Origin of the sequence: Micromonospora tarapacensis (assembly GCF_019697375.1) — a bacterium.
GTDB lineage: Bacteria > Actinomycetota > Actinomycetes > Mycobacteriales > Micromonosporaceae > Micromonospora > Micromonospora tarapacensis.
On record NZ_JAHCDI010000004.1, the window covers coordinates 1,679,251 to 1,705,203 of the forward strand.

A 25,953-nucleotide genomic window follows, 5' to 3' on the forward strand; every position below is an offset into this window, starting at 1 on the left:
GACCACCTCCTGAGTCGGATCGCATCTCGTCACACAGTCGAGGCACCGTTGAGAGCAACACAACGGGAACCGTCCGACAATTCGCTCAACACGGAGCAGGGCCCACCACATTCCGATCATGACTGGGACAATCCAGTAACGACAGATCGACCCTTACCACCCCCGCGATAAGCTCGATAGACATCGACGTCCGAATAACTTTAACCGTCGATCAAGGCCTATCATCAGGCTTCCACATCTAAGCACGATAATCAATCCCGCGGGTCCAGGCAGAGGAAGGCAGAGGACACGCCGAGTTGCCGAGTTGGCCACCTGGGTGCGCACACATGATCAACCGTCGCTGACGGGCGGCAACGCTCACGCTTGTACTGGTACTCAATACTAGGCACGAACCAGACGGGCGCTCTACGTCGCCCTCCCCCCGATCTCCAACCATGATCTTTTCCGGGTGGAAGCAATGGCGGCTGCTGTGTCGGATCACGACAACCTGGAAAGATCCACGGGTCGGAATTGCCGCCCGATACTGGGTGCGTGAGGGTGAGGGCCACGGCCCAATGGCGCTTCTTTAAGGGATCACATCGCCAGGGCGAAGTACATGGTCAGCCGGGCCGGCAACGACCGTTTCCGCTGCTCCCGCGCCTGCGCCTGATCAACCACCGCGTCCACCAACTCCGGCGGGAACGTCTTGGTCAACACCCCGATCGCCACCCGATCCGGTAACCGATCCCGCGCTGCCTTGACGATACGAGTCACACCAGCCACAGGGAAGATCATAGCCCACCATGGACCTAAGGAAGCGCCATTGGGGCCACGGCCGTTGACCGTTGCGGCCGGCGTGTGTCGAGGAGGGCATCGACTTGCGCGTGGCGAGCGACCCGTTCGGGTACGGGTAGTCATGCCTGCGCGAGTGCCTTCAAATCCAGCCACGGCACAGGTTCGCGAGTCAGGACGGCCGCCGTTAACCGCCGAGGAGCGCCGGAAATTTCGGTGCTCTAGCCACCGACGCGGCCTGCCAGCACCGAGGCAATGATCGCGTTTCACATTGACCGGTTTGGGCCAGGTCTGGGCCACGCCAGATTTCCGACGGGGCGGTGACCCGGCCGGCTGGGCAATGTTGACAAGGTGGTGAGTACGGGTCCCGAGCCACTCGGCGGGACTCCGAAGTGCCGTGCGGAGGTGTTCCAGCGCGCGGGCGGTCTGACTCTTGACCGTGGTCATGTCCGAGACGGTGCAGGTTCAACATATGTTGAAGTCAAGCCCTCGGGGTGCCTATCCTGCGGTCATGACAGCTCTCGGACGGTCCACCCGGACGTTCAGTGTGAGTGAGGTCGCCGTTGACGGCGGCGTCGCGCCCTCCGCCGTGCGGTTCTACGAGAACCACGGGGTCATCACGGCGGTACGCACTTCGGGCAACCAACGTCGCTTCGACGAATCCGCCGCGTGCCGGATCCAGGTGGCCAAACTCGCCCAGCGGGCGGGCCTGAGTGTGCGCGAGATCGCCGCACTCTTTGCCGACCTGTCGGCCGACCCGACGCCCGAGGAGTGGGCGGGTGTCGCCGGTCGGCTGGTGGCCGAGGTCGAGGAGCGGGTACGCAAGCTCAAGGCGCAACTCGCGGCGATGGAGTCGGGAGCCAAGTTGTGCGAGATCGGGCGGGACGACCCCGCACGATGATCCGTCCGTGAGCGACTGTCGTCGCGCACTTGACTTCGACATATGTTCAACGCTGATCGTCGGGGGATGAACGATTCCCGAACCGAGGTCCCGTCGTCCGCCCAGACGCTCGCCGCCCTCGTCGAGACGGCCACGATCGTCGGCCTGGGCACCAGCACCCGAGCGGCGACCGAGACCTTCCGCCTGGTCGAGGAGACCACGCACGCGCTGATCGAGCACGGTTTCCGGGCCGTCGCGTTGCTGGAGAACGAGCGGGTCGGCCACCTCTACGACCGGTATGTCCGGGGCGAGGACGTCGACCTCGACCGGGCGCTCGCCCAGGCGTGGGGTCCGTGGCGGACGGTCGAGATGCGCGACGCGCTCGCCCGGTTGCGCCGGCTCAACGAGCGCCACCGCGACGATCCGGTCCGCATCGTCGCCGTCGACGGGCGACGTACGTTGCCCGCCGACTACGACCGCGTCGTGGCGCTGCTCGCCCCGGCGGAGCCGGCGACGACGGCGCGGATCGGCGAGATCTTCGGCATCATCCGCACCGCCCACGACAACGGTGAGCACGTCCAACGGCTACGCGGCGCCCACCCGGGCGTGCCGTTCGTCGAACTCGCCCGGGACGCCCGTGACCTGGCCGCCCAGCTGGACGCCGGTCCGGCCCGCGACGAGGCGGTGCGGCTGATCGAGATGATCGTCGACTTCCACGCGAACGCCATCGGTGCCGGATACGACCCGGAACGGGAGGAGCGCGCCGCAGCCGAGCGGCTTCTGGATCATCAGCGGCGCACCGGTGACCGCGTCGTGCTGTGGGAAGGCGCCGCCCACGTCGCGGCTCACGGCAGCACCATGATGGGGGCGCATCTCAGGGCGGCCATGGCCGACGGGTACGCGGCCGTCCACATCACCTTCGGCGACGGCCGGATCCCCGACACCGACATCCCGCGCCCCAGCCCGACATCGCTGGAGGCGCTGCTGCTCCAGGGCGGTGGTGAACGGATCATCGACCTGCGCTCCGATGTCCCCGCCGACCTCGCCGACCGGCTCGCACAGCCGTGGCGGACCCGACTGATCTCCGGTCTCTACCAGGCGGACCATGACGAGGAGCACTACTACGAACTGCCCGGCCTGGCCGGCAGCTTCGACGCGATCGCCTTCATCCCCAGGGTCACCGCGATTCACCCGTTGCCGGACTGAAAAGCGACACACCTGGCGGGTGCAGCGGGCCGGCGGCGGAGGGTCTCGGTAGGGTGCTGCGGGACGAGACCGCCGCCGGAGGGACGAGATGACCGAGCAGCCGTCGAGGCCCACCTTCGGGCTGGACGAATTCGGGCTCGACGACCGGATGCGGTTGTTCGGTTATGTCACGGCGGAGAACCGGTTCGCGTACCGCTGGCTGTTGCGCGCCTTCGAGGCGGCGCGCTCCACCTATCACGTCATGCTGCACACCGCCGAGGTGGCCGCGACGCTGGGCGCGCTGCACGAGGCGGACCCGGACTGCCCGGACCCGGCCGAGCTGGAGCTGCCTCGGCTGCTCGACGCCCTGGTCGAGTGGGGGGTCCTCGACCGGGGCCAGGACGGCACCCGGGCGAGCACCCTCGCCGAGTACCGCAACCGCCATTCGGTCTACCAGTTCACCGAGGCCGGCTACCGGGCCCACCGGGCGGTGGAGGCGGTCCTGACCGCGACGATGGACGACAGCACGCTCTCCCGCCTGGTCTTCGCTGACCTGCTCGCCGACCTGGCCGCGCTCGCCGCGGCCAACGAGGCCGGCGACGCCGAGGAGGTCTACCGGAAACTCGACCGCCTCGACCGGGCGCTGGCCGACATCGCCGAGCGGGCGGCCCGCTTCTACCACATGCTCGGTGACCTGAGCCGCACCAACGACGTACGCCCGGAGGCGTTCCTCGCCCACAAGGATGCCCTGCTGGCCCATCTGCGGGACTTCCACGACGAGTTGCAGCGCTACACGCCGCGGCTGCGGGCGGCGGTGCACGACGTGGAGGCGACCGGCCTGGAGCGCCTGGTCGAGGCGGCGGCCGAGGCGGACGAGCGGATCTTCCACACCCCGAAGCAGCGTCTGGAGGACTGGCGGCGCCGGTGGCATGGGCTGCGGTCGTGGCTGGCGCCGCCGGGCGCCGAGGAGACCAGCGAGGCCGACCGGCTCGCCGACGCCACCATCGCCGCCATCGGCGACGTGTTGGCGCTGCTGCGGCGGGTCACCGAGGCCCGCCGTGGCGGGGTGAGTCGCGAGTCGCAACTGCGCCATCTCGCCGCCTGGTTCACCCGGGTTCCGTCGCAGGACGCCGCCGACGCGCTCTTCGACGCCGTGTTCGGCCTGGGCGCTCCCCGGCACGTCGCGGTGACCCACGCCGATCCGGAGGCGATCCCGACCCGGCTGTCGTGGTGGGAGTCACCGGCGGTGGAGCTGTCGCGCACCCTGGTCGCGACCGGCCGGGAACCCGGCCAGGGGCGGGCCGGCCGGCCCGGATCGACCGTAGCGACGACCGCCGGCACCGGCTGCGCGCCGACCAGCTGGCCCGCGAGCGCCGACTCGCCGACGCCGCCGCCGTCCTGGCGACGGAGGACCTCGACGGGCATCGGCTGGACGCGGAGCAGACCACCGTGTTGCTGCGGCTGCTCGACATCGCCCTCGCCGCGCGGGTCGGCGCGGCCCGGGCGGTGCCGCTCGCCGCCGCCGGGCACGGCGTCCGGCTCACCCTCACTCCGACGCCGGGCCGTTTCACCACCGTACGCACCGCCGCGGGCCGGCTCCTTCTCGACGGGTACGCGCTGAGCGTGGCCGCCGCCGGCCACACCGCCGTGCACCGCCGGGAACTGGTCACGGCATGAGTGAGCGTCAGCGAGTGAATCGTCGGCTCAGTGCGGTGGTGCCTCGTGCTGGCACGGAGCGCAGCGGAGTGCCGGCATGAGCGATCCGGTTCGGCATCGGTTCGCCGCTGACCTCACCGAGTTGGAACTCGCCGACTACCAGCGGGCCGTCCGCCTGGTGCTGCGGCATCCCCTGATCACCTCGACCTGGCCGGACGAGCGGGCGCTGCCCCGGGTGCGGCGGTTCGCCTCGACGCTGCGCCGGGACCTCTCCGAGGCGTTCGGGTACCGGCTGGAACTGCACGGCGGCACGGCTCGGCTGGTCCGGGCGAAGGACCGCCTGGACCCCACCCAGCCGGCCCGGTCGCGGACCGGCCGGCAGTTCGACCGACGGCGGTACGCGTACCTCGCGCTCTGTCTCGCGGTGCTGGGCCGGGCCGGTGTCCAGATCACCCTCAGCGAGCTGGCGGACTCGGTGGCCGCCGACGCGACCCGGATCAGCGGCCTCGGCCTCGATCCGGACCACGGTACCGACCGGCGGGCGTTCGTCGACGCCGTCGGCTGGCTCGAGGAGCGGGGCGCGCTGCGGCTGGCCGACGGTTCCAGTTCGGCCTGGGCCACCGACCCGGGAGCCGGCGAGGCGCTGTACGACGTGGCACGCGACGTGATCGTCGCGTTGTTCCGCCCGGCCCGGGTGCTGCAACACGTCGGCTCGGTGGAGGGGCTGCTGGACCGGTCGTTGGCCAGCAGCGGCAACGCCGAGCGCCGGCGGACCGCGCAGGTGGCCCGCCGGACGGTGGTGGAGTCCCCGGTGGTCTACCTCGGCGACGTCGACCCCACGGTCGCCAACCATCTGCGGGGTACCGCCCTCGCCGCCGACCTGGCCCGGCTGACCGGCTTGCGGTTGGAACGGCGGGCCGAGGGCGTGCTGCTGGTGGACACCGCCGGCTTCACCGTGGAGCGGTTCCCCGGCACCGGGTCGGTGGCGCAGGCGGCCGTGCTGCTCGCCGTCGAGCTGGCCGACCGGGCCCTCGACCCGGACGGTCGCCGCGTCCGGCGGCTGGCCGCACCCGACGAGACCGCCCGGCAGCGGATGCTCGTCGGGCAGGTCGACGCCGGCCTGCCCACCGACACGTTCGTCCAGCTCGAAGACGAGGTCGGGCCGCACGCTCCCGGCGAGCCGGAGGGGACGCCGGGGGTGCCCGACGAGAGTCGGCTGCCGCTGGTGACCGACAGCTTCCTGCGCGACGCGGTGGCGGAGATCCTGCGACGCTACGGGTCGGCGTTCGGTGCCCAGTGGCACGCCGACCCGCAACGGCTGGGCAGCGAGGCGATCGCGCTGCTGGAACGGTTCGGCGCGGTCATCCGGGTACCGGGCGGCGTGCTGGTCCGGCCGCTGGTCGGTCGCTACCGCAACACCATCGCGGCGGTCAGGCAACGCGCCGCCGCCGAGCCCGAGCCCCTCTTCTGACCCCGGGAATCCGCCGTGATCGAACAACGCGCCGTCCGCCGCTTCACGCCCACCCGGGCGGGAATCATCAACCTGTGGGACTACCGCGACGAGGAGTTCCTCTTCGTCGACGGGTGGCTGGTGCTGCGCGGGCCGAACGGTTCCGGCAAGACGAAGGCCCTGGAGGTGCTCTTCCCGTACGTGTTGGACGGGCGGATCGAGCCGCGTCGGCTCAACCCGTTCGCCAGCGAGGACCGGACGATGAAGTCGAACCTGCTCTACCGGGGGCAGGAGGTGGCCCACTCGTACGTGTGGATGGAGTTCGGCAACGGCGAGACGTACGTGACGGTCGGGATCGGGTTGCGCGCCCACCGGCACGTCGACCGGGTGACCCGCTGGCACTTCGTCACCGACGGTCGGGTCGGGGTCGACTTCGCGCTGCTCGACGCCGACGACCGGCCGCTGACCCGGCGGGATCTGATCAACCTGCTCGGCGCGGACGCGGTGCGGGACTCGCCGGAGGAGTACCGCCACCTGGTCGACACCCGGCTGTTCGGTCTCGGCCCGGCGCGCTACGAGCAACTGCTCGACCTGGTGCTGACACTGCGCAAGCCGCAGCTGGCCAAGGATCTCAACCCGGTCGAGCTGTCCCGCACCCTGCAACGCGGGCTGCGCCCCATCGAGGACCACCTGCTCGTCGAGGCCGCCCGCTCGTTCGACGACATGGAGGCGGTCGCCCGTACCCTCGAAGGGTTGGCCGCGGCGGACGGTGCCACCGCCGCCTTCCTCACCGTCTACTCCACCTACCTGCGGACCCACGCGCGGGCCGCGGCCGACCAGTTGACCGCCCGCCGCGACGCGATCGCCGGCCGGTCCCGGGCGCTGGCCGAGGGCGTGCGGAGGCCGCGACGGCCGGCGAGGCGGAGGCGACGGCCGGCGCTGCCCTGCGAGGCGTCGAGGGGGAGCCGGGCCGGCTGCGGTCACACCTGGACCGGTTGAAGAGCTCGGCGGCGTACCAGTCCCACGAGCAGCTCGCCGACCTGGAACGGCACGTGCACGACCTGGTGGAGGCGGCCGAGCGGGCGAGCCGTTCGGTCGCCGACGAGCAGGCGGCCACCATCCGGCGGCGCGGCGAGTGGGAGCGGGCGGTGACGGCGACCCGGGACGCCCGGTCGGCGGCGGACCGGCTCGCCGCCGAGCTGCTGCTCGACGCCGAGGCGGCCGGCATCCCGTGGTCCGCCGGGGAGAACACGGCCGAGGGGTTGGCCATCCGGCTCACCGCCCGCGCCGGTGCCCGGCGCGACGACGTGCGCGCCGTGCGGGAGCAGGCGGCCCGGCAGGCCCAGGCTGAGCGTGACCAGATCCGGTCGGCCGCCGAGGCCGCCGCCGCGGCGGACGCGGTGGCCGCCGCCGAGCAGGCCGAGCAGCACTCGGAGCAGGCGGTCGCCGACGCGCGGGCGCAGGTGCGCGCCGACCTCGACCGGTGGGCGCGGCAGCACCACGACCTGCTGCCCGACCTCGACCGGCCGGACCTTCCGGCCGTGCTCGCCGGTGCCGTCGATGCCGTCGGCGAACCCGGCGCGGCGACCCTGCGGGAGCTGTACGCGGACACGACCGCCCCGGCGGTCGACCGGCACCGGGATCGGCTGGCCGGACTGGGCGCCCAGCGGACGGTGTTGACCGGTCGCCGGGCCGAACTGGCCGCCGAACGGGACCGGATCGGCGCCGAGCAGGATGACGCTCCGCCGGCCCCGGTGACCCGGGCCGCGCCGCGTGCCGACCGGGCGGGTGCGCCCCTGTGGCGGTTGGTCCAGTACCGCGCGTCGGTGCCCGCCTCCGACGCCGCCGCCATCGAGGCGGCGCTGCACGCCGCCGGACTGTTGGACGCGTGGGTGCACCCGGACGCGGACGCCGCCGCCGCCGCGGTGGCCGGCGACGACCTGGACGGCTACCTGCTGCCCCTGCCCGCGCAGCGCCGACCGGCCGGCGCCACCCTCGCCGACGTGCTGGTCGCCGAGGATCAGGACGCGGTGCCCGCGCAACGGATCGGCGACGTGCTCGCCTCGGTGGCGTTGGCCGACGTGCTGGGCCCGGCGAGCGTGGTGGGCCCGGAGAGCATCGCCGCCGTGACGATCGGCGCCGACGGCCGGTACGCCCAGGGCGTCACCGCGGGACGGTTCGCCAAGGACCGTTGCGAGTTCATCGGCGCCACCGCCCGCGCGGCCCGTCGCGCCGCCCGGGTGGCCGAATGCGACCGGCAGCTCGCCGCGCTCGACGCCGAGCTGCGGACGCTCGACGGGGAGCGGGCGACGATCGACCGCCTGCTCACCGCCGTGGCCACCGCCGCCGGGCAGCTGCCGTCCCCCGTCGGGATCCACACCGCACTGCGGAACCTGGAACGGGCGGCCACCATGCTGCGCGGCCGGCAGGAGGCGGCGGCGGTGGCCAACGCGCGACTGGACCAGGCGCTGGCCGAACGCGCCACCGCGGAGGCCGCGCTGCGCCGGGCCACGGCGGAGCGGTCCCTGCCCTGGGCCGGCTGGAGGCCACCGCCGACGCGGTGGACCGGTTCGAACGACGCGGGCTGCGCCTCGACAGCGCCCACCCGGCCGTGGCGCGCGCCGACGAGCAGGAGGAACAGGCGCAGCAACGCCACGACGAGGCCGCCGACCGGTTGCTGGCGGCCGAGCAGGCGGCCCGCGTCGCCGCCGACCGGCACCGGGAGAAGGCCGAGGCATACCAGACCCTGCGGGTCAGCATCGGTGCCGAGGCGGAGCGGGTGCTGGCCGACGTGGCCCGGACCGCCGACGAGATCGAACGGGCCGAAGCCGCCGTGGACCGCGTCCGGACCGAACTGAGCGCCGCCCAGCAGCGCCGGGCCGCCGCGGTGACCCGGGTCGAGTTGAGTGAGCAGGCGGTCGCCGCGGCGGTCACCGAGGCGCACCAGGACGCGCTGCGGCTGCGGCCGTACGCCCGACCCGACCTGCTGGGGTTGCTTCGCTGCCCGACGGAGCTGCGGTGGCCGACCCGGGTGACCGACGACGCGCCCGGCGCCGAGCTGGCGCCGGAGGTGGTCGGCCTGCACGAGGCGATCCTCACGGCGACCCGGGAGCTGAGTCCCACCGAGACGTCGCTCAAGCAGAGCGCCACCCGGCTCACCACCGCCCTGACCGAGTTGCAGGCGCAGTTGCCGGCGGCCGGGCTCGACCAGCGTCCGGAATGGGACACCGACGACGGGGTGATCCTCGTCCGGGTCGCCGACGAACAGGGGCTCACTCCGGTCGCGCACTTCGCCGACCGGATCGCCGCCGAGCGGCGGGACCAGGAACAGCTGCTCACCGACGCCGAGCAACGGGTCCTGGAGGACGCGCTGCTCGGCCAGCTGGCCCGGCAGATCCACCACCGCACCATCGAGGCCCGCGACCTGGTGGCCGCGATGGACACCCAGATGCGGGCCCGACGGATGTCCAGTGGACTCACCGTCGGCGTCGGCTGGCGGCTCGCCGACGACCTCGACGACCAGCAGCGGGAAGTGTGCAAACTGCTGGAGAAGGACCCGGCCCGGCTGGGTCCGGCGCCGCTGACCACCATGCGTCGGCACTTCGCCGCCCGGATCAAGGCGGCCCGGGCGCTGTACCCCGAGCGGCCGTACCGGGATCTGCTCGCCGAGGTGCTCGACTACCGGCAGTGGCGGACCTTCGCGTTCACCCTGCACCGGGCGGGCGGCGGCACCGAGGCGCTGACCCGGTCCCGCCACAGCCAGCTCTCCGGCGGCGAGCAGTCCGTGTCGCTGCACCTGCCGCTCTTCGCCGCCGCGAACGCGCTGTTCGGCTCGGCCCGCCCGGACGCGCCTCGGCTGTTGGGCCTGGACGAGGCGTTCGCCGGCGTCGACGACACCGGCCGGGGCGAGCTGATGGCGCTGGCCAAACAGTTCGACCTGGACCTGTTCATGACCGGGTACGACCTGTGGGCCACCCACCCGGCCGTCAGCGGGGCGGCCCACTACGACCTGTCCCACTCGGCGACCGAGCACGCCGTGTCCAGTCTGCTGCTGGTCTGGGACGGATCGGTGAACGTCGCCGACTTCGACGGGACGCTGGCCCGCGCGCTGGGCTCACCGGAGACCCGCCGCGCACCGGCCGCCGCCCGTACCGGCGTCGCCGCCTCCCTTCTCCTCGACGTCGCCGACCAGTGACCACCGAGCCGTCCCAGCCGCTGCCCCCGCCGCCGGACCGGCGGCGGCTGTCGGAGCATCCGGGCTGGCGGCGGCTGTTGGCGGCGGCGCGGCGCAGCCTCGAACGCGGCGGGGGGCGGCTCGACGGCGCCGTGACGCTCCAGTCACCCACCGACGACGAGCGGGTCGTCGTCATCGGGATCACCGGTGCCCACCGGTCGGCCGGTGCGGCCCGGCTGAGTGTGCGGCTGACCGATGTGGACGAGCAGCTCCGGGCGGTCCACGGGGTGGGGCTGCGGGAGCTGCTGGCCTCGGCGGCACCGCTGCGTAACCGTGCCGCCGAGGCGAAGCGGGACGCGGTGGCCCGGGACGCGCTGCTCGACCTGGCCGCCGACGGCCGGCACGCCACCGCCGGCTGGTACGCCGAATGGCTCGACGGGATGCGCCGCGACGGCACCCTCACCCGGGTCGTCCGGGCCGGGCTGCCGTTCGGGGACGTGCTGCGGGTGCTGGACGCCCTGCCGGCGCCGGACGAGCCGATCCCGGTCTTCGCCGACCGGGTGCTCGACGACACCAAGGCGCTCAGCGAGGGCCCGTGCGCGGCCTGGTGCTCCGGGCCCTCGCCGCCTGGCAGCTGGTGCCGGTGCCGACCGGCGGCGAGCCCGAGCGCGCGCTGTGGGAATCCGTCGGACTCGTCCCCGACGACTTCGCCAGCCAGGTGCTGGTCCTCAACATCACGGCCGACGGCGGCCCGCTCGGCCGGTGGCTGACCGAGGCCGCCGCCGTCGGCGAGCCGATCCGGATCACCCTGCACCAGCTGCGTCGCTTTCCGCTGGCGGTGACCGCCGACGAGCTTTTCGTCTGCGAGAACCCGGCCGTGCTCCGGGCCGCCACCACCGCGCTCGGCGCGCAGTCGCCACCGCTGGTCTGCACCGAGGGCGTGCCCTCGGCGGCGGTGCACACCCTGCTGCGCGCGGCCGGCGGCACCGTGATCAGGTGGCGCAACGACCTGGACTGGACGGGCGTCCGGCTGACCGCCGCCGCCCTCGACCGCTACCCGACGGCGGTGCCGTGGCGGATGAGCGCCGCCGAGTACACCCCGGCGGCCGGTTCCGGTCCCGCGCTGGTCGGTGTTCCCACCGCCACCGGTTGGGACCCTGCGCTCGCCGACGCCATGCATCGGGCCGGCCGGGCCGTGATGGAGGAACGCCTGATCGGTCTCCTGCTCGACGACCTGCGCGACGCGGGCGCGACGGATCGTCGGCCCGGCATGACTTCCAGGATCGGGGGCCTACCCGAGTCTGCGGATCACCCGGCGGCTGAGCGGGATCAGCCAGGCGGTGGCGCAGGCCAGGCCGGCGAGCAGGTGGGCCGTGTCGGTGGCGGGCCAGGATCGCACGATCCAGTACGTGGGCAGGGGCGCGAGTAGCCAGCCGGCCGGTCCGGTGAGCCACCATGCCGCGATCGGCAGGTACGCGGGTAGCGCCAGGAGCTTGTCGGCGGTGACGCCCTGTACCCGGCTGCGGGCGACCGCGAGGGTCGCGAGGGTGACCAGCGGCCCGAGCGGTACGGCGAGCAGGAGCGCGCCGGTCGCGGCGGCGGGGACAAGACCGGACAGTGGCGCGGCGACGGCGAGGCCGGCGGCGCTGAGCAGCGTGACAGCCACCAGCCGGTACGTGAGGTAGCGGGCGACGCCGAGCGGTGAGGTCCGTACGACGGCGAGCGTGCCCGCTTCGAGGTCGTCCAGCACGATCAGCGCGCCGGTCATGCCGAACGCGACCGGTACGTGCACCGCGACGATGAGCATCGCCAGGACCGCTTCGTGGGGCGCCGGGTCCACGCCGTGGGTGTGCCGAAGCCATTCGGCCAGCGGCGGGTAGCCCAGGCGCAGGGCGAGCGCGAGCAGCAGCGGGCTCAGCGCCACCACGGCCAGCATCGAGTCGCGGGTGAGGTTGCGCAGGTCCGCGCGGGGGAACACCAGCCAGCGCGGTCGGCTGGGCAGCGCCCGCGTGTGCACCACGGCCCGGTGAGGTGGCACCTCCTGGCTGGCGCGTTGACGCCAGGTGGCGTAGCCGACGGCTCCCGCCGTGCACAGCGCCAGATATCCGAGCAGCAGGCCGGCCGGGTAGGGGGAGTCGCCGCGCAGCAGCATGAGGGCGCCGGTGGTGGGCGTGGCGTACCACAGCGGTCCGGTCAGCAGCCCGACGGAGACCGCGAGCGGCACCGCGAGCAGCAGCGCCAGCGGGCCGGGCAACGCCACCATGAAGGCCACGAACCCGTCCCGCCGGGCGGCGAGGCCGGCGGCGACGGCGAGCAGGAGCAGGCCGCACAGCGCGATCACGGGCAGGGCCGTGCCGAGTTGGCCGGTCCTCCGCCCGGCGAGCAGCACCGGTAGCGCGCTGAGCGTGGTGAGCACGGCGAGCGGTGCCAGCCGTGCCGTGACCCGTTCCCACGGGTGTGCCGGGCTGACGCCGAGCGCGTCGGCGACGCCGGTGGACCGGTCGGTGACGGTCAGCGCGCCGGCGAACAGCGTGCCGACCGTGGTGATCTCCAGGAAGATCAGGTACGGCGTGGCGATCTGGGCGGCCGGCGTCGGCAGCAGCACGAGCAGCCCGGACCAGCAGGCGGCGAGCCCGAGTAGCGCCGCCGGGACGCGCTGCCGCGACTGGGTGCGCAGTTCGAGTGCGAGCAGGGCGTTCAGTCGCCGGGTCACGGTGCGGGCCGGTGGCCGGTGACGGCGATGAAGACGTCGGCGAGCGCGGCCTCGCGGGTGTGTACGGTCCGCACCCGGCCGGTGGCGAGCAGGGCCAGCAGGGCCGGGTCGTCGGTGGCCGGGAACTCGGCCTGCCGCAGCTGTCCGGCCTCGGTGAACTCGACCGCCACCGAGCGGTGGCCGTGGGCGAGCCGGAGGTTGCGCGGGGTGTCGGTGGCCACGATGGCGCCGTCGCGCATGAACGCGACCCGGCTGCACAACTCCTCGACGGCCGGCATGTCGTGGGTGGTGAGCAGGACCGTCCGACCGGCGTCCGCCTGCGCGCGGATCACCGCCCGGACGTCGGCGGCGTTGGCCGGGTCCAGCCCGGAGGTGGGTTCGTCGAGGAACAGCACGTCCGGCCGGTGCAGGATCGCGCGGGCCAGGTTCAGCCGCATCTTCATGCCCTTGGAGAAGGTCGCGACCCGCTGGTCGGCGGCGTGGGCGAGGCCGACGGTGGCCAGCGCCTGCGCCGGCCGGTCGGCGGGCCGGCGGTAGAGCGCGGCGAAGGCGGCCAGGTTTTCCCGGGCGGTGAGCTTGGGGAAGTACGCCGGCAGCTCGAACCCCACGCCGATGCGCTCGTACAGCGCCCGTCCGCGACCGGCGACGGGTCGGCCGAGCACCTCGACGTCGCCGGTGTACCGGTGGTGTTGGCCGGTGAGCACCCGCTGGGTGGTGGACTTGCCGGCGCCGTTGGGCCCGAGCAGGCCGAACACCTCGCCGGTGGTCACCGCGAAGTCGATGCCGGCCACCGCGTCACGCGCGGCGGCGGGGTAGCGGACCCGGAGCCCTTCGACCCGGACGACCTCATTTTGCATCACGATGCAAAGTTACATCAGCGTGTAAAGTAGCGCCATGGGGTTGCGGGAGCAGAAGAAGCAGCAGACCCGGGCGGCCCTGGTCGACGCGGCGGCGCGGCTGTTCGCGGCGACGGGGTACGACAAGACCACGGTCGCGGACATCGCCGCCGCGGCGGGCGTCTCGACACGTACCTTCTTCTCCTACTTCCGGGCCAAGGAGGACGTACTCTTCGCCGGCACCGACCAGCGACTGGCGGCGATCGCGGCGGCGTTCGACACGGTGCGGGCCGAGACCCCGCTGGCGGCGGTGCATCGCCTCGTCGAGCAGGTGCTGGCGGCCTCGGACGACCTGTCCGACCCGGGCCGGCTGGCCATCATGTTCGCCAGACCCGAGTTGCAGGCGCAGGCGCTGCGACGGCTGGTCGCCGCGCAGCGGCTGATCGGCGAATGGCTGCGCCGCGCCTACCCCGACCGGTTGGACGACGCGCAGTCCCGCGCGGTGGCCGGTGCCGTGGTCGGCGCGTTGGTCGGTACGGTCCTGGGTGCCATCGAGCGCGGTGACGCACCATCGGGGCTGCGCGAACAGATCGGCCGTGCCCTCGCGCTGCTGGAGGACGGGCTGCGCGTCCTCGACTGAGCACCGCGACCGTCGGGTCAGCGGGCGCGCGCACCCCCGGTGAATCCCGCTGACGCACGTGGCATGCTGCTGGCCATGCGTCAGCCCGGGAGCGTGGTCTCTGTCATCAACTACAAGGGCGGCGTGGGCAAGACGACGTTGACGGCGAACATCGGGGCCGAGTTGGCCACGCGCGGCCTCACCGTGCTCCTGATCGACCTGGACCCGCAGGCGAGCCTGACCTTCTCCTTCTACCAGCCGCACCAGTGGGAGCGGGACCTCGCCGACGAGCGCACCATCCTCCAGTGGTTCGGTGCGGTGCTGGGCTCCGGCGGCTCCCGCCCGCTCGATCCGTACGTGGTGACCCCGCCGGTGGTCAACGAGGTGATCGCCCGCGCCGGCCCGGGCCGGCTGGACCTGGTCCCGTCGCACCTCATGCTGATCGACGCCGACCTCGACTTCGCCGCCGACCTGGGCGGCTCCCGGTTCCAGCACGGCAGCCCGCGCTACCTGCCGCTGCACCGGGCGCTGGCCGACGCGCTCGACGACACGTCCTTTCCCGGGTACGACGCCGTCCTGATCGACTGCGCGCCCAACTTCACCATGGTCACCCGCACCGGTATCGTCGCCAGCGATCACATCCTGATTCCGGCGAAGGCGGACTACCTCTCCACGCTCGGCATCGACTATCTCCGCAAGAAGCTCTCCGAACTGGTACGCGACTACAACCGGGTGGCGGGCGGCGCCGTCGCGAAGATCAACCCCACGATTCTCGGTGTCGTACTCACCATGATCCAGTACGCCGGCTCCGGGCCGATCCTCGCCCAGCGCAACTTCATCGAACAGCCCAGCAGCGTCGAACTGCCGGTGTTCCGGCAGATGATCCGGGACAACAAGACCCTCTTCGCTCCCGCCGGCGAGCACGGGATTCCGGCCGTCCTGCTGCCCCACGCGAACCCCACAGTCCAGTACGAGCTACAGCAGCTCGCCAGCGAGTTCCTCGCCCGGATCCGAAACTAGGAGCATTCGTGACCAGCCCAGCCGACCTGAGCCACGCCGTACTGCTGCGGGTGGCGGACTTCCTGCGGACGCTTCCGGCGGACCAGTTGGCCGCGCTGGCCGACGGGTCCGCCCGGTTGCAGCTCGCGGCGACGGGCGCGACCGCGGCGACCCGCGACCGGCCGGCGGGTGCGCCGGTGGGGACCAGGGCCACGGGTCGAACGGCGAAGACCGCGCCGGCGCTGTCGGTCGACCCGGAGCGGGTCCGTGCCGACCTGGCCGCGATCGACGACCGGACGGCCGCCGGGCGCTACCTCGACGACCTGCGGCTGACCGTGCCGCAGCTGAAGGCGCTCGCCAGGCAACTCGGCATCGCGGTGCCCAGTCGGGCGACCAAGCCGGACGTGCGGCGCGACATCGTGCAGTGGACGGTCGGCCGGCGGCTCGACTCCTCGGCGATCAGCCGGCCGGCGCCGGCCGGCTGACCCGCGCTCAGCCGGGCCGCTCCGCCGCGTCCAGCGCGCGGCGCACCTCGTCGAGGACCGCGTCCCACGACGCGCGCGGTGCCGCGCCGCGCACCTGACCGGCGAGGTGCTCGGCGAGCCGGCGCAACGCCCGGTCGGTGAACAGCCCGCCGGGCTCCACCGCCGGCGGCTCCGGCCGCGGTGGCACGGTCATCGGCAGCGGATCCGCGACGCAGACGATGTCCAGATAGGCCGTGGTGCGGGTCAGCGCCACGTACAGCAGCCGGTGCCCACGCTCGTCCTCGGCCACGATCTGTTCCGGCTCGACCACGACGACCGCGTCGAACTCCAGCCCCTTCGCCTCCTGCGGACTCACCAGGTTGACCGAGCCGCCCAGCTCACCGCGCTGCGTGCTGCTCCAGCCGACACCGTTGTCGGCCAGCGCGGCCTCCACCTCGCGGCGACAGCGTGCCGGGCAGACGATCCCGACGAAGGCGCCGTTGTCGGCGTGCGCGGCGGCCAGGGCGACCACCCGCCCGGCCCGCTCGGTCAGCGAGACCCGGTGGATCCCGGGCTCGGCCGGACCCGTCCGCACCACCTCCGGCGGCGTCACGCCGGCAGCGGCCACCGGCAGCACCCGGGCGGCGAGCCGGTACGCCTGCGCGGGCACCCGGTAGCCGTACCGCAGCGGGGCGATCGTCACGGGATGGACCGCAGGCAGGTGATCGGTCACCTCGGTCCAGTCGTCACGGGCCCACGGGCCGGTCGACTGGGCGAGATCCCCGATCAGGGTGAACGAGCCGCTCGCGCAGCGGCGGCCGACGGCCCGCAGCTGCATCGGCGACAGGTCCTGCGCCTCGTCGATCACCACGTGCGCGTACTGCCGCCCCGGGCCGTCGACGAGCCGCTCCACCTCGTCCAGGAGCGGCAGATCCGCCGCGGCCCAGACCTCCTCGGAGAGCCGGTCCGCGCCCTGGCGGTGCAACCGGGCGACCTCCTCGGCGGTGAACGCCGTGCCGGCCGCGGCGCGCAGCCGCGCCGCCGAGCCGAACAGGTCGCGCAGGAACGCCGCCGCCGACTGCTGCGGCCACAGCCGCTCGACGAGATTCGCCACCGCGGGCGCCCCGGCCGGGTCGACGCCGGCCCGCTGACCGACCAGGTGGTTCACCCGGTCCCAGAACAGGCGCCGCTGCTGGGAGTACGGCAGGTCGGCCGCGTTCGCCACCGCCGTCGCCTCGGCCAGCTCCGTCCCGGGCACGGTGACGAACCGCCCGCCCAGCAGGAGCCGTTCGGCCGGCTCGGGCACCCCCACCCGGTTGCGCAGCGCGCGGGAGAGCAGGCCGGCCATCCGGGCTTCGCCCTTGAGCCGGGTCACCTCGGCCGGCTCGGTCCGGCCGCGGCGCACGTCGGGCGCCAGCCGGGCGACGTCACGGAGCAACACCTCGGCGTCGCCCAGCTCGGGCAGCACCCGGCCGATGTAGCGCATGAAGGTCGGGTTCGGTCCGACCACCAGCACGTCGGTCGGCACCAGGTCGGGGCTGTTGAACAGCAGCCAGGAGACGCGGTGCAGGGCGACCGCCGTCTTGCCGGTGCCCGGCCCGCCCTCGATCACCAGCACCTGCTCCATCGGCGCCCGGATCAGCTCGAACTGGGCCGCCTGGATCGTCGCCACGATGTCGCGCAGCTCGCCGGTACGCGCCCTGGCCAGGTCGTCGAGCAGGCGCTGGTCGGGCCCGTCCATCGCGTCCGCGAGCTGGGCGAAGAGCAGGTCGGCGAAGTCCTGGACCGTGTTGCCGGCGCACTGGAAACTGCGCTTGCGCACCAGGCCGCGAGGGTCGGCATGGCTCGCCTCGAAGTATGGTGCGGCGGCCGGGGCCTGCCAGTTCGCGACCTGCACCTCGCTGTGCTCGTCGAGCACGACGTGCCGGCCGATGTAGAGCACGTCGCCCGAGTCGTCGTCGATCCGGCCGAACGCCACCGCCTCGTCGTCGCCGCCGAGGGTCTCGGCGGTCGTCTCGGCGTAGCGCTTCAGGTGCACGGCGGCGCCGTGATGCGCCGCCGCCCCGCTCACCTCCGTCAGTCCGTCCCGCCGGCGGGCTCGATGCCGGGCCGCCGCGTCGAAGAAGGTCTGCTCGTTGGCGATTTCCGACGATTTGCTGCCCACGTGCGCTCCTGACTCCGGCGGAACCGCCACACCCTATCCCCACGAACGGCGACGGCTGCTGCGCCCGTCGTCGCCGTCGCTGACCGGCGTGTAACAAGAGAGCCACGTCGATGAAACGCGGTGCTGGGATCGTCGGACTTCGATCTTGTGAGGGAGGCGGCGGTGACGATACCGACGACGCGGCGGCAGTTCCTACAGGCCGTCGGGGTTTCCGGCGGTGCGGGCGTTCTCTACAGCACGATGGGCGCGCTGGGCCTGACGCCCGCCGCGCAGGCGGCACCGCCGTTCCGGGCGCCCGACCGATCCGATTTCACCCTGACCGGCCGGGGCGCGAAGTCCGTCGTCGTCCTCGGCGCCGGCATCGCCGGCCTGGCCACCGCCTACGAACTCGGCAAGGCGGGCTACCGGGTGCGGATTTTGGAGGCGCGCACCCGCCCCGGCGGGCGCAACTGGACGGTCCGTGCCGGCACCACCGAGACCGACCTGGACGGGCGGACCCAGCGGGCCCGGTTCAGCGGCGGGCAGTACCTCAACGCCGGCCCGGCGCGCATCGCGCAGCACATGGTCACCCTCGACTACTGCCGGGAACTCGGCGTGCCGATCGAGATCTTCGGCAACCAGAACGCCGACGCCTACTACGTCAACGAGAACGCCGGGCCGCTCTCCGGCAGGCCGATCCGGCACCGGGAGGCGAAGGCGGACGTTTACGGCTACGTCTCCGAACTGCTCGCCAAGGCCACCGACCAGGGTGCGCTCGACGGCTACCTGACCGGCGACGACCAGGAACGGCTGCTGGAGTTCCTGCGCGGCTTCGGCGCCATCGGCGGCCGGGTGGCCGGCGACCCGGCGGCCAGCTGGAAGTACGCGGGCACCAACCGGCGCGGCTACGAGGTGGAACCGGGCGCCGGTTTCGAGGCCGGTACGCCGAAGCTCGCGCCGTATCCGTTGGAGGACATCCTGGCCAGCGGCGTCGGGCGGTACTTCTCCTTCGAGTTCGGCTACGACCAGGCGATGCTGATGTTCCAGCCGGTCGGCGGGATGGACCGCATCGCGTACGCCCTGGAGGAGGCCGTGGGCCGGCGCTTCATCACCTACGGTGCCGAGGTGCGGTCCATCTCGAACACCGGATCCGGTGTCTCCGTGGTCTACCGCGGGCACGGTGGCCGGCCGCGGATCGCCACCGCCGACTTCTGCGTCTGCACCATCCCGCCGCAGGTGCTGGCGAAGATCCCGTCGAACCTCACCCAGCCGGTGCGGGACGCGCTCGGCTACCCGGTCCCGGTGAGCACCGGCAAGATCGGTTTGCAGTACCGCCGGCGCTGGTGGGAACAGGACGAGAACATCTACTCCGGCATCACCAACACCAACCTGGACCTCGCCACGATCTGGTACCCGTCCTACGGCTACCACGGCGCCAAGGGCCTGGTCGTCGGCTACTACAACTTCGGCGGCAACGCACAGGCGTACGCGGCGCTGACCCCCGCCGAGCGGGAGGCCCGGGCCGTCGCCCAGGGCGTCAGGATCCACGGCGAGAAGTACCGCACCGAGCTGGAGACCTCGTTCTCCGTCGCCTGGGAGCGCACCCGCCACTCGGAGGGCGGCTGGGTGTCGTGGCCGTCGCGGACCAGCGGGCAGTACGGCCGGTTGCTGGAACCGGACGGGCGGGTCTACTTCGCCGGTGACCACCTCAGCCACTACATCGCCTGGCAGGCCGGTGCGTTCGAGTCGGCCCGCAAGGTGGTCACCGACCTGCACGCCCGCGTCATGTCGAGCTGACCGGCACCGGGGCCGGTTTGCCGCCGGTGACCCGGGGTAACCGCACCCTTTCGGTCGACGGAGGGACGACGGGGCATGGCTGAACTGCAGTTCTTCGAGAAGGTGGCCGGACGGGCGGGCGTCGCGCCGGACACGGCGCAGGCGTTGACGGTGGCCACCCTGCGCACCCTCACGGAGCGGATCAGCGGCGGCGAGGCGGCCAGGCTGGCCGACCGGGTCGCGTACGAGCTGCGCGACTACCTGACCAAGGGCACGGAGGAGCCGGAGGCCTTCGGGTACGACGAGTTCCTGCGGCGGGTGACGGAACGCGCCGGGGTGGATCCCGAGCTCGCCGAGCGCGGCGTACGGGCCGTCCTGCAGACCCTGCACCCGGTGGCCGGGCACCGCGAGTTCACCGACGCGCTGGCGCAGCTGCCGGCGCAGCTGCGCAACCTGGTCCAGCCGCTGCCCCGCGCACCCTGACCGGTCCTCACCTGCGAAAAAGTGCCGGCCGGCCGGCACGCCGAACACCGTCTTGATCGACTTCGTCCAATACCATGGCGCCCATGGTCGCAATCCGGTGGCCGCGACGACGGCCCGGGCGTCGAGGTCTGCCCGGCGGGCGTCCCCACGGTCACCCGGCCCGGGCAGCCGCGCCGTGACGCCCCGATCCCCGGCGCGGTCCGCCCCGCCGCGTGGTGGCTGCGAGCCGTGTTCGCGGTGATCGGCCTGGTCGCGTTGACGCTCGGCTATCTCGGCCTGGAACGCCTGTCGGAGGTGCGCCCCGGCACCATCCACGACACCTACGACATCCTCTACTACGACCTGCAACTGTTCTTCCTCAGCGCCGAACTCTTCGAGGAGCCGGGCCCGTACCCGTGGCAACTGCAGGTCGCCCGGTTCGTCGCCCCGCTGTTCACCCTGCTGGCCGTGGCCGAGGCCGGCCGGCTGCTGCTGGCCGCCGAGATCCGCCGGCTGCGCGCCCGGCGAGCCGGCGACCACGTGGTGGTCTGCGGCGACTCGCAGTTCGCCCACATGCTCGCCGACCGGCTCTACGCCGACGGCGAGCGGGTGGTCGTGGTGCGCGCCGAACCGTTCGGACCGCTGGAGTACCGCCGGCGCCGGTACCTCGGCGTCGTCGGTGATCCCACCAACATCGAGGTGTTGCGCGGCGCCGGCCTGCCACGATCGCACACCGTCTACGCCTGCACCGACGACGACGACCACAACCACGCGATCGCCAACACCGCCAACCGGCTGATCCAGGACCGGCGGCACCCACCCCGGGTCTACGTCCAGGTCCACGATCCGGAGATGTGCCTGTCGTTGCAGGCCCGGCGGCTCGGCGCCGCCGGCTCCAGCCGGCTGCGGCTGGACTACTTCCACGTCGACGACATCGCCGCCCGCGCCCTGCACCGGCACCACCCGTTGCCGTCGACTCCCGGCCGGCCGACGAAGGTGCTCATCGCCGGTGCCGGCAGCTTCCGTCGGGCGCTGCTGGTGGAGACGGCCCGGCACTGGCGGGTACGCCGGGCGGCCGGCGGCCGGCCCGTCCGGCCGTTGCAGGTGGACCTGGTGGCACCGGACGCCCGCACCGAACTCACCCTCGCCGCCTCGCGCTACCCCTTCCTGCGCAGCGTCTGCCGGGTGTCCGCGTACGACCTTGACATCGACGGGCTGGTCGGGCTGGCCCAGTTCGGCGCGGGTGGCTACGACCGCATCTACGTCTGCGCCCCGGACGAGCTCGGTGGCCTGCAGTTCGCGCTGGACACGCCCGCGCTCTGGCGGGGGGCAGAGAGTGCGGTCTTCGTGCCCGTCTACCGGCAGGCCGCCCTCGCCGCCGCCTTCCACGGCGACTCCCGCCACGACCTGCTCGACGAGGTGCACGGCAAGCTGCGCCTCTATCCGGTGCTGACGCACGCCTGCGACGCCCGGCTGATCGCCGAGGACCTCACCGAGCGGTTGGCCCAGCAGATCCACGAGCGGTACCTGCACGCCCAGCAGCGCGCTGGGGTACGCCTCGGCGAGGCGCCCGCCATGGTGCCCTGGTCCCGGCTGCCCGAGTCGCTGCGCCGGGCCAATCGCAGCCACGTCCAGGACATCGCCGCCAAGCTGCTGAACCTCGGCTGTGTCGTCGCGCCCCGCCACGGCGGCGCCGGTGACGCCACGGCCGCCGGGCGGGCCATCGACGACCGGATCGACCAGCTGGCCCGGCTGGAACACGAGCGGTGGTGCCGGGAACGGCGCGGCGAGGGCTGGACGTACGGCGTGCCGCGCGACGAGATCCGACGGCGGCATCCCGCCCTGCGGCCGTGGGCCGAGCTGTCCCCGGCCGTCCAGGAGCAGAACCGCGAGGAGATCCGGGCGCTGCCCGACGTGTTGTCCGACGGTGGTTTCGAGTTGATCCGGCTGGCTCCCGCCGTGCCCGCCCAGCGGGAGGGATCGGCCGATGTCGCCTGATCGCGGGCCGGTCCGGGTCGGGGTCACCGGGCACATCAACCTGACCCCGGCCACCGAGCGGCTGGTCGAAGACGCGCTGCGGGTCGAGCTGGGCCGGATCAGCGACCGGCCGGTGCACGGCGTCACCTGCCTAGCGGCCGGCACCGACCAGATCTTCGCCCGCGCGGTGCTGGACAGCGGGGGCACGTACGAGGTGATCCTGCCCGCCCGGGACTACCGGGACACGATCGGGCCGACCAGCCGGGCCGCCTTCGACGAGTTGCTGCGCCGGGCGAGCCGGGTCGTGCACACCGGGCACCGGACCTCCAGCACCGCCGCCTACGTGGCGGCCAACCGGGAGCTGCTGCTGCGGGTGCAGCGGCTGGTGGCGGTCTGGGACGGCAAGCCGGGCTGTCACGCGGCGTCGACCGACCGGACCGTGGGCTGGGCGCGGCAGCGCGGCATCCCGACCACGATCCTCTGGCCCGCCAACTCCCGTCGCGAGTCCCGCGAGGTCTGAGCGGTCCGGTCGGGCGACCGTACGGCCCGTGGCCGGTCTCGCCCGGCGCCGCCGCTACCCGGCCGGCGGCGTGGCCAGGGAGAGCCAGAAGACGCCGTGACCGGCCACGCCGAGGTCGTAGTCGCCGGAGTCCGGCACCCGGGGGAACTCGGCGCCGCCCATCAGCTCCCGGGGCCGGCGTCCGGCGTGCGGGAGCAGGCCGAGCGTCGACGTCTGCGGGTACCGCGAGAAGTTGAACAGGCAGAGCACCTCGTCGTCGGGCTCGCCGCGCAGGAACGCCAGGACCGCCGGGTTGGTCGACCGGACGATCCGGCAGCCGGGGCGGGAGAAGGCCGGCCAGGCCTGCCGTGTCTCGATCAGCTTCTCGACCACGTGCAGCAGCGAGGAGCGCGAGCGGAGCTGGTTCTCCACGTTGACCGCCATGTAGCCGTAGATCGACTCGTGGATGGGCGGTGCCGGCAGGTTCTCCGGCTGCGCCACGGAGAAGCCCCCGTTGCGGTCCGGTGCCCACTGCATCGGCGTGTTGAACGCCAGGTGGCCCGGCAGCGCCAGGTTCTCGCCCATGCCGATCTCGTCGCCGTAGTACAGCACCGGTACGCCCGGCATGGACAGCAACAACGCGAACGCCAGCTCCAGCTGGCCCCGGTCGTCGTTGAGCAGCGTGGCGGTCCGGCGGCGGATACCGGTCGCACCGCGCATCCGGGCCAGCGGCGCGTACGCCCGCAGCAGGTCGTCGCGTTCCCGTTCGTGCAGCAGGCCCAGCGGCATCTCGTCGCCGTTGCGGAGGAACACCGCCCAGTGCCGGTCGGCCGGCTGGTCACCCATCTGCGACAGCACCCGGGACACCGGCCGGTGCGTCTCGCGCCGCATGGCCAGCAGCAGACTCGGCATCAGCGGGGCGTACATCACCAGGTGGCACTCGGGGTGTTCCGCGGTGCCGAAGTAGGAGCCGGCGCCCTGCGGCCAGTCCTCGCTCCACGCGACGAGGATCCGGTTGGCGTACGTCGAGTCCAACCAGGACCGCAGCTCCCGCAGGTAGCCGTGGGTCTCGTCGAGGCCCTTGCTGGAGGTGCCGCTGCGTTCGAACAGGTAGGGCACGGTCAGCAGGCGCAGGCCGTCCACGCCCTGCCGGAGCCAGAAGTCCATCACGTCGCGCATCGCCGCCCGCACCTCGGGCACGTCGTAGTTCAGGTCCGGCTCTGCCCGGCCGTAGCGGTGCCAGTAGTACTGGCGTCGCCGGCCGTCGTAGGTCCACCCCGCGCCGTGGCTGCCCAGCGGATCGTCGGCCTCGGCGTAGTCCTCGCCCGTGTCGCTCCACACGTAGAAGTCGCCGTACGGGCCGTCCGGGTCGCTGCGGGACGCCTGGAACCACGGGTGCTGGTCGCTGGTGTGGTTCAGCACCAGGTCCAGCACCACCCGCAGCCCCTGCCGGTGGGCGAGGCTGAGCAACTCCAGCAGGTGTGACGGGGCACCGAGACCCTCGTCGATCGCCTCGAAGTCCGACGCCGCCCGACCGTCGCCCGGCGACGGAGACGCCATGATCGGGTTGAGCAGCAGGCAGTCGACCCCCAGCCGGCGCAGGTAGTCCAGCTTCTCGGTGACGCCGCGCAGGTCGCCGTGGCCGTCGCCGTCGGAGTCGTAGAAGAACCGGACGTTGACCTCGTAGAAGGTGCTGCCGGCCGCCCAGCCCGGCTCGTCCGGCGGCTCCGGTCCGGGTTCCTCGGTGACCTCGGCGCGGGTGACCCGGAGCCGGCCGGACAGGGCCTGGCGGGCCCGTTCGGCCACCCGCTCCGCGGGATCCCGTTCCAGGGCCTCCAGCGTCTCGAAGGCGGCCACCAACTGCTCGCGGGTCCGCTGGTTGCCGTACGCCCAGTTGCTCAGCTCGTCCACGGCCAGCACCCGCGCCGCCGGCAGCCGGCTGCGGGTGAGCGCGAGCAGGTCGTCTGGTACGAGTTCGGGGCGGCGCGGCGCGTTGCTGAGGATCAGGTCCCCGACGCCGGCGGCCCGCATCTGGGGGGTCTGCCGGCGTTCCCGGTCGACCATCCGGACGGCCGCGTACTCGAATGCCTCCCGGACGCTGATGATGCCGTTGCCGTCGCGGTCGGCACCGCCGGTGCGCAGCCCTTCCAGGAAGGGCCCGGCGAACGCGGACGGCAACGCGTGCTGCTTGTGCCCGTCACCCTCGTGAGCCAGCTCGGTGGCGCCGGCGGAGACCACCACGATGCGGCTGCGGTCGCCGCGCTGCTTGAGGTCGCCGAAGGCGCCCGCGTGGCAGCAGTCGAGAACGAGGACCAGTTCGCGGGCCCGGCACTCGTCGATCCAGTGCCGCAGCTCGTCGGTGGGCACGGCGGTCGGCGGCAACCGGTCGGTGTCGGTGTCGGTCGCGGTGAGGTAGAGCCGGTGGTCGTTGTGCAGCCGCCCGTGGCCGGAGTAGCCGACCAGCAGGAAGTCGTGCGGATCCGCTCTGGTCAGGAAGTCGTAGAGGGCGAGCTGCACGGTGTGCGAGTCGGCGTCGAGGCAGTCCCGCACGTCGTCGAAGGCGCCGAGGGCCGGATCCCGCAGGAGCCGGGCCCAGTCCTTGAGGTCGCTGGCGGGGGAGTCCAGCTCGGGCAGCGCCTCGCTGGTGTAGCTGCCCACCCCGATCAGGAGTGCGCGCTTCACCGCGGCTGTCCGACGGGTCCGGATGCCTCCGGGTCAGTCACCGTCGACCTTCTCGGGCACCCCGGCGGTGCCCTGCCGGGGCACCGACACCGACCTGATGAGCTCGGTCAGGGTCTTCTCCGACACGTCCCGCACGTCGATCTCGGTGCCGTCCGGCATGGTCATCCGCAGCCGCTTGCCCTTGTTGCGTTCCTGGTAGCGCTTGATGACCTCGGCCACGTGCCGGAGATCCGCCGCCGCCCGTTTCACCGTCGGCACGGTGAAGACGGCGAGGGCGAGCAGCCCGAAGATGTAGCTGACCGTGTCCCGCGCCCCCGGCACCGCCTCCCCGGTGACTTCGGTCGCCTCGACGCCCGGCAGCTGGTTCAGGTGGTCCTTGAGATGCCGTGCCTGCTCTGCCAGTTCCTCGTCGGAGACCGGCCCGTCGGGCACGACCTGCAAGATCAATCCATCGGCCATGATCCCATCGTGGTCGTTGGCACTACGCTGTGCAAGGGTCCCGGCGGTGGGATCCGCGCGGGAAACCGCCGGCCGCGGGGCGGTGCCGCCGTCACCATCGGATCGCCCTGATCACGAGCACCCACCCGCGCGCCCGTGACGCACATCCGACAGACCGCGACGGTCCGGCCGGCGGTGCCGTCGTGTCCGCCCGGCTGACGCCTTTTCG

Annotated in this window: 20 protein-coding genes and 2 pseudogenes; 16 read left to right on the forward strand and 6 right to left on the reverse strand. The window is 73.0% G+C overall.

The annotated features are described in order from the left end of the window. Positions 1–573: 573 nt before the first annotated feature. Positions 574–762 (reverse strand): transposase domain-containing protein, encoded by a 189-nt coding sequence (locus KIF24_RS13495; protein WP_221084341.1) that lies wholly within the window; start codon positions 760–762, stop codon positions 574–576. 520 nt (positions 763–1,282) lie between these two features. Here KIF24_RS13495 and KIF24_RS13500 point away from each other — a divergent pair. From KIF24_RS13500 to KIF24_RS13525, 9 genes and pseudogenes are all read left to right on the forward strand, one after another. Beyond that, positions 1,283–1,672, forward strand: a complete 390-nt coding sequence (locus KIF24_RS13500; protein ID WP_221084342.1) for a MerR family transcriptional regulator — start codon at positions 1,283–1,285, stop codon at positions 1,670–1,672. Between the two features lie 66 nt (positions 1,673–1,738). Continuing rightward, complete coding sequence (locus tag KIF24_RS13505) at positions 1,739–2,857, forward strand: erythromycin esterase family protein (RefSeq protein ID WP_221084343.1); 1,119 nt, start codon at positions 1,739–1,741, stop codon at positions 2,855–2,857. 148 nt (positions 2,858–3,005) lie between these two features. After that, positions 3,006–4,061, forward strand: a pseudogene (locus KIF24_RS13510) (TIGR02677 family protein); the annotation flags it as partial. A gap of 5 nt (positions 4,062–4,066) precedes the next feature. Next, positions 4,067–4,513: a DUF2397 family protein gene (locus tag KIF24_RS33925; protein WP_331461365.1), complete on the forward strand. Its 447-nt coding sequence runs from the start codon at positions 4,067–4,069 to the stop codon at positions 4,511–4,513. 76 nt (positions 4,514–4,589) lie between these two features. After that, positions 4,590–5,963, forward strand: a complete 1,374-nt coding sequence (locus KIF24_RS13515; RefSeq protein ID WP_221084344.1) for a TIGR02678 family protein — start codon at positions 4,590–4,592, stop codon at positions 5,961–5,963. Between the two features lie 15 nt (positions 5,964–5,978). Beyond that, positions 5,979–6,941: a hypothetical protein gene (locus KIF24_RS32770; RefSeq protein ID WP_230415565.1), complete on the forward strand. Its 963-nt coding sequence runs from the start codon at positions 5,979–5,981 to the stop codon at positions 6,939–6,941. Further along, complete coding sequence (locus KIF24_RS33930; protein WP_269440613.1) at positions 6,938–8,800, forward strand: hypothetical protein; 1,863 nt, start codon at positions 6,938–6,940, stop codon at positions 8,798–8,800. The genes KIF24_RS32770 and KIF24_RS33930 overlap by 4 nt, the downstream gene beginning before the upstream one ends. Positions 8,801–9,531: 731 nt before the next feature. After that, positions 9,532–10,137, forward strand: a complete 606-nt coding sequence (locus tag KIF24_RS33935) for an SbcC/MukB-like Walker B domain-containing protein (RefSeq protein WP_269440709.1) — start codon at positions 9,532–9,534, stop codon at positions 10,135–10,137. Between the two features lie 131 nt (positions 10,138–10,268). Further along, positions 10,269–11,293, forward strand: a pseudogene (locus KIF24_RS13525) (TIGR02679 domain-containing protein); the annotation flags it as partial. 114 nt (positions 11,294–11,407) lie between these two features. Here the strand turns inward: KIF24_RS13525 and KIF24_RS13530 are convergent. Both KIF24_RS13530 and KIF24_RS13535 read right to left on the reverse strand, forming a co-directional pair. After that, positions 11,408–12,829 carry a hypothetical protein gene (locus tag KIF24_RS13530; RefSeq protein WP_221084345.1) on the reverse strand — a complete coding sequence of 474 codons (1,422 nt, stop codon included), beginning with the start codon at positions 12,827–12,829 and terminating at the stop codon, positions 11,408–11,410. Further along, complete coding sequence (locus KIF24_RS13535) at positions 12,826–13,686, reverse strand: ABC transporter ATP-binding protein (protein WP_221087335.1); 861 nt, start codon at positions 13,684–13,686, stop codon at positions 12,826–12,828. Before KIF24_RS13535 ends, KIF24_RS13530 begins: the two co-directional genes overlap by 4 nt. Before the next feature lie 37 nt (positions 13,687–13,723). Between KIF24_RS13535 and KIF24_RS13540 the strand changes: the two genes are divergently transcribed. The 3 genes from KIF24_RS13540 (at position 13,724) to KIF24_RS13550 (ending at position 15,768) form a co-directional block, all read left to right on the forward strand. After that, positions 13,724–14,305, forward strand: a complete 582-nt coding sequence (locus KIF24_RS13540) for a TetR/AcrR family transcriptional regulator (RefSeq protein ID WP_221084346.1) — start codon at positions 13,724–13,726, stop codon at positions 14,303–14,305. A gap of 75 nt (positions 14,306–14,380) precedes the next feature. Beyond that, positions 14,381–15,304 (forward strand): ParA family protein, encoded by a 924-nt coding sequence (locus KIF24_RS13545; protein ID WP_221084347.1) that lies wholly within the window; start codon positions 14,381–14,383, stop codon positions 15,302–15,304. Between the two features lie 8 nt (positions 15,305–15,312). Next, the gene (locus KIF24_RS13550) at positions 15,313–15,768 is read left to right on the forward strand and encodes a hypothetical protein (protein ID WP_221084348.1); all 456 of its coding nucleotides are present in this window, start codon (positions 15,313–15,315) and stop codon (positions 15,766–15,768) included. A gap of 7 nt (positions 15,769–15,775) precedes the next feature. On the opposite strand, the gene KIF24_RS34480 is transcribed toward KIF24_RS13550, so the two are convergent. Beyond that, on the reverse strand, positions 15,776–17,911 hold the full coding sequence (locus KIF24_RS34480) for a HelD family protein (protein WP_221084349.1): 2,136 nt from the start codon (positions 17,909–17,911) through the stop codon (positions 15,776–15,778). A gap of 162 nt (positions 17,912–18,073) precedes the next feature. Between KIF24_RS34480 and KIF24_RS13560 the strand changes: the two genes are divergently transcribed. The 4 genes from KIF24_RS13560 (at position 18,074) to KIF24_RS13575 (ending at position 22,625) form a co-directional block, all read left to right on the forward strand. After that, positions 18,074–19,687, forward strand: a complete 1,614-nt coding sequence (locus KIF24_RS13560; protein ID WP_221084350.1) for a flavin monoamine oxidase family protein — start codon at positions 18,074–18,076, stop codon at positions 19,685–19,687. Between the two features lie 75 nt (positions 19,688–19,762). Continuing rightward, positions 19,763–20,149, forward strand: coding sequence for a DUF2267 domain-containing protein (locus KIF24_RS13565; protein WP_221084351.1), 387 nt, complete (start codon positions 19,763–19,765; stop codon positions 20,147–20,149). A gap of 228 nt (positions 20,150–20,377) precedes the next feature. Then, entirely contained in the window at positions 20,378–22,126 is a 1,749-nt protein-coding gene (locus KIF24_RS13570) for a RyR domain-containing protein (RefSeq protein WP_221084352.1), read from the forward strand. Beyond that, positions 22,116–22,625: a hypothetical protein gene (locus KIF24_RS13575; RefSeq protein WP_221084353.1), complete on the forward strand. Its 510-nt coding sequence runs from the start codon at positions 22,116–22,118 to the stop codon at positions 22,623–22,625. Before KIF24_RS13570 ends, KIF24_RS13575 begins: the two co-directional genes overlap by 11 nt. Positions 22,626–22,679: 54 nt before the next feature. Here the strand turns inward: KIF24_RS13575 and KIF24_RS13580 are convergent, their stop codons facing one another. Next, positions 22,680–25,286, reverse strand: a complete 2,607-nt coding sequence (locus KIF24_RS13580) for an alpha-amylase family glycosyl hydrolase (protein WP_221084354.1) — start codon at positions 25,284–25,286, stop codon at positions 22,680–22,682. Positions 25,287–25,319: 33 nt separating this feature from the next. Next, a complete protein-coding gene (locus tag KIF24_RS13585; RefSeq protein WP_221084355.1) occupies positions 25,320–25,745 on the reverse strand; it encodes a hypothetical protein in 426 nt (141 codons plus the stop codon). Positions 25,746–25,953 lie beyond the last annotated feature (208 nt).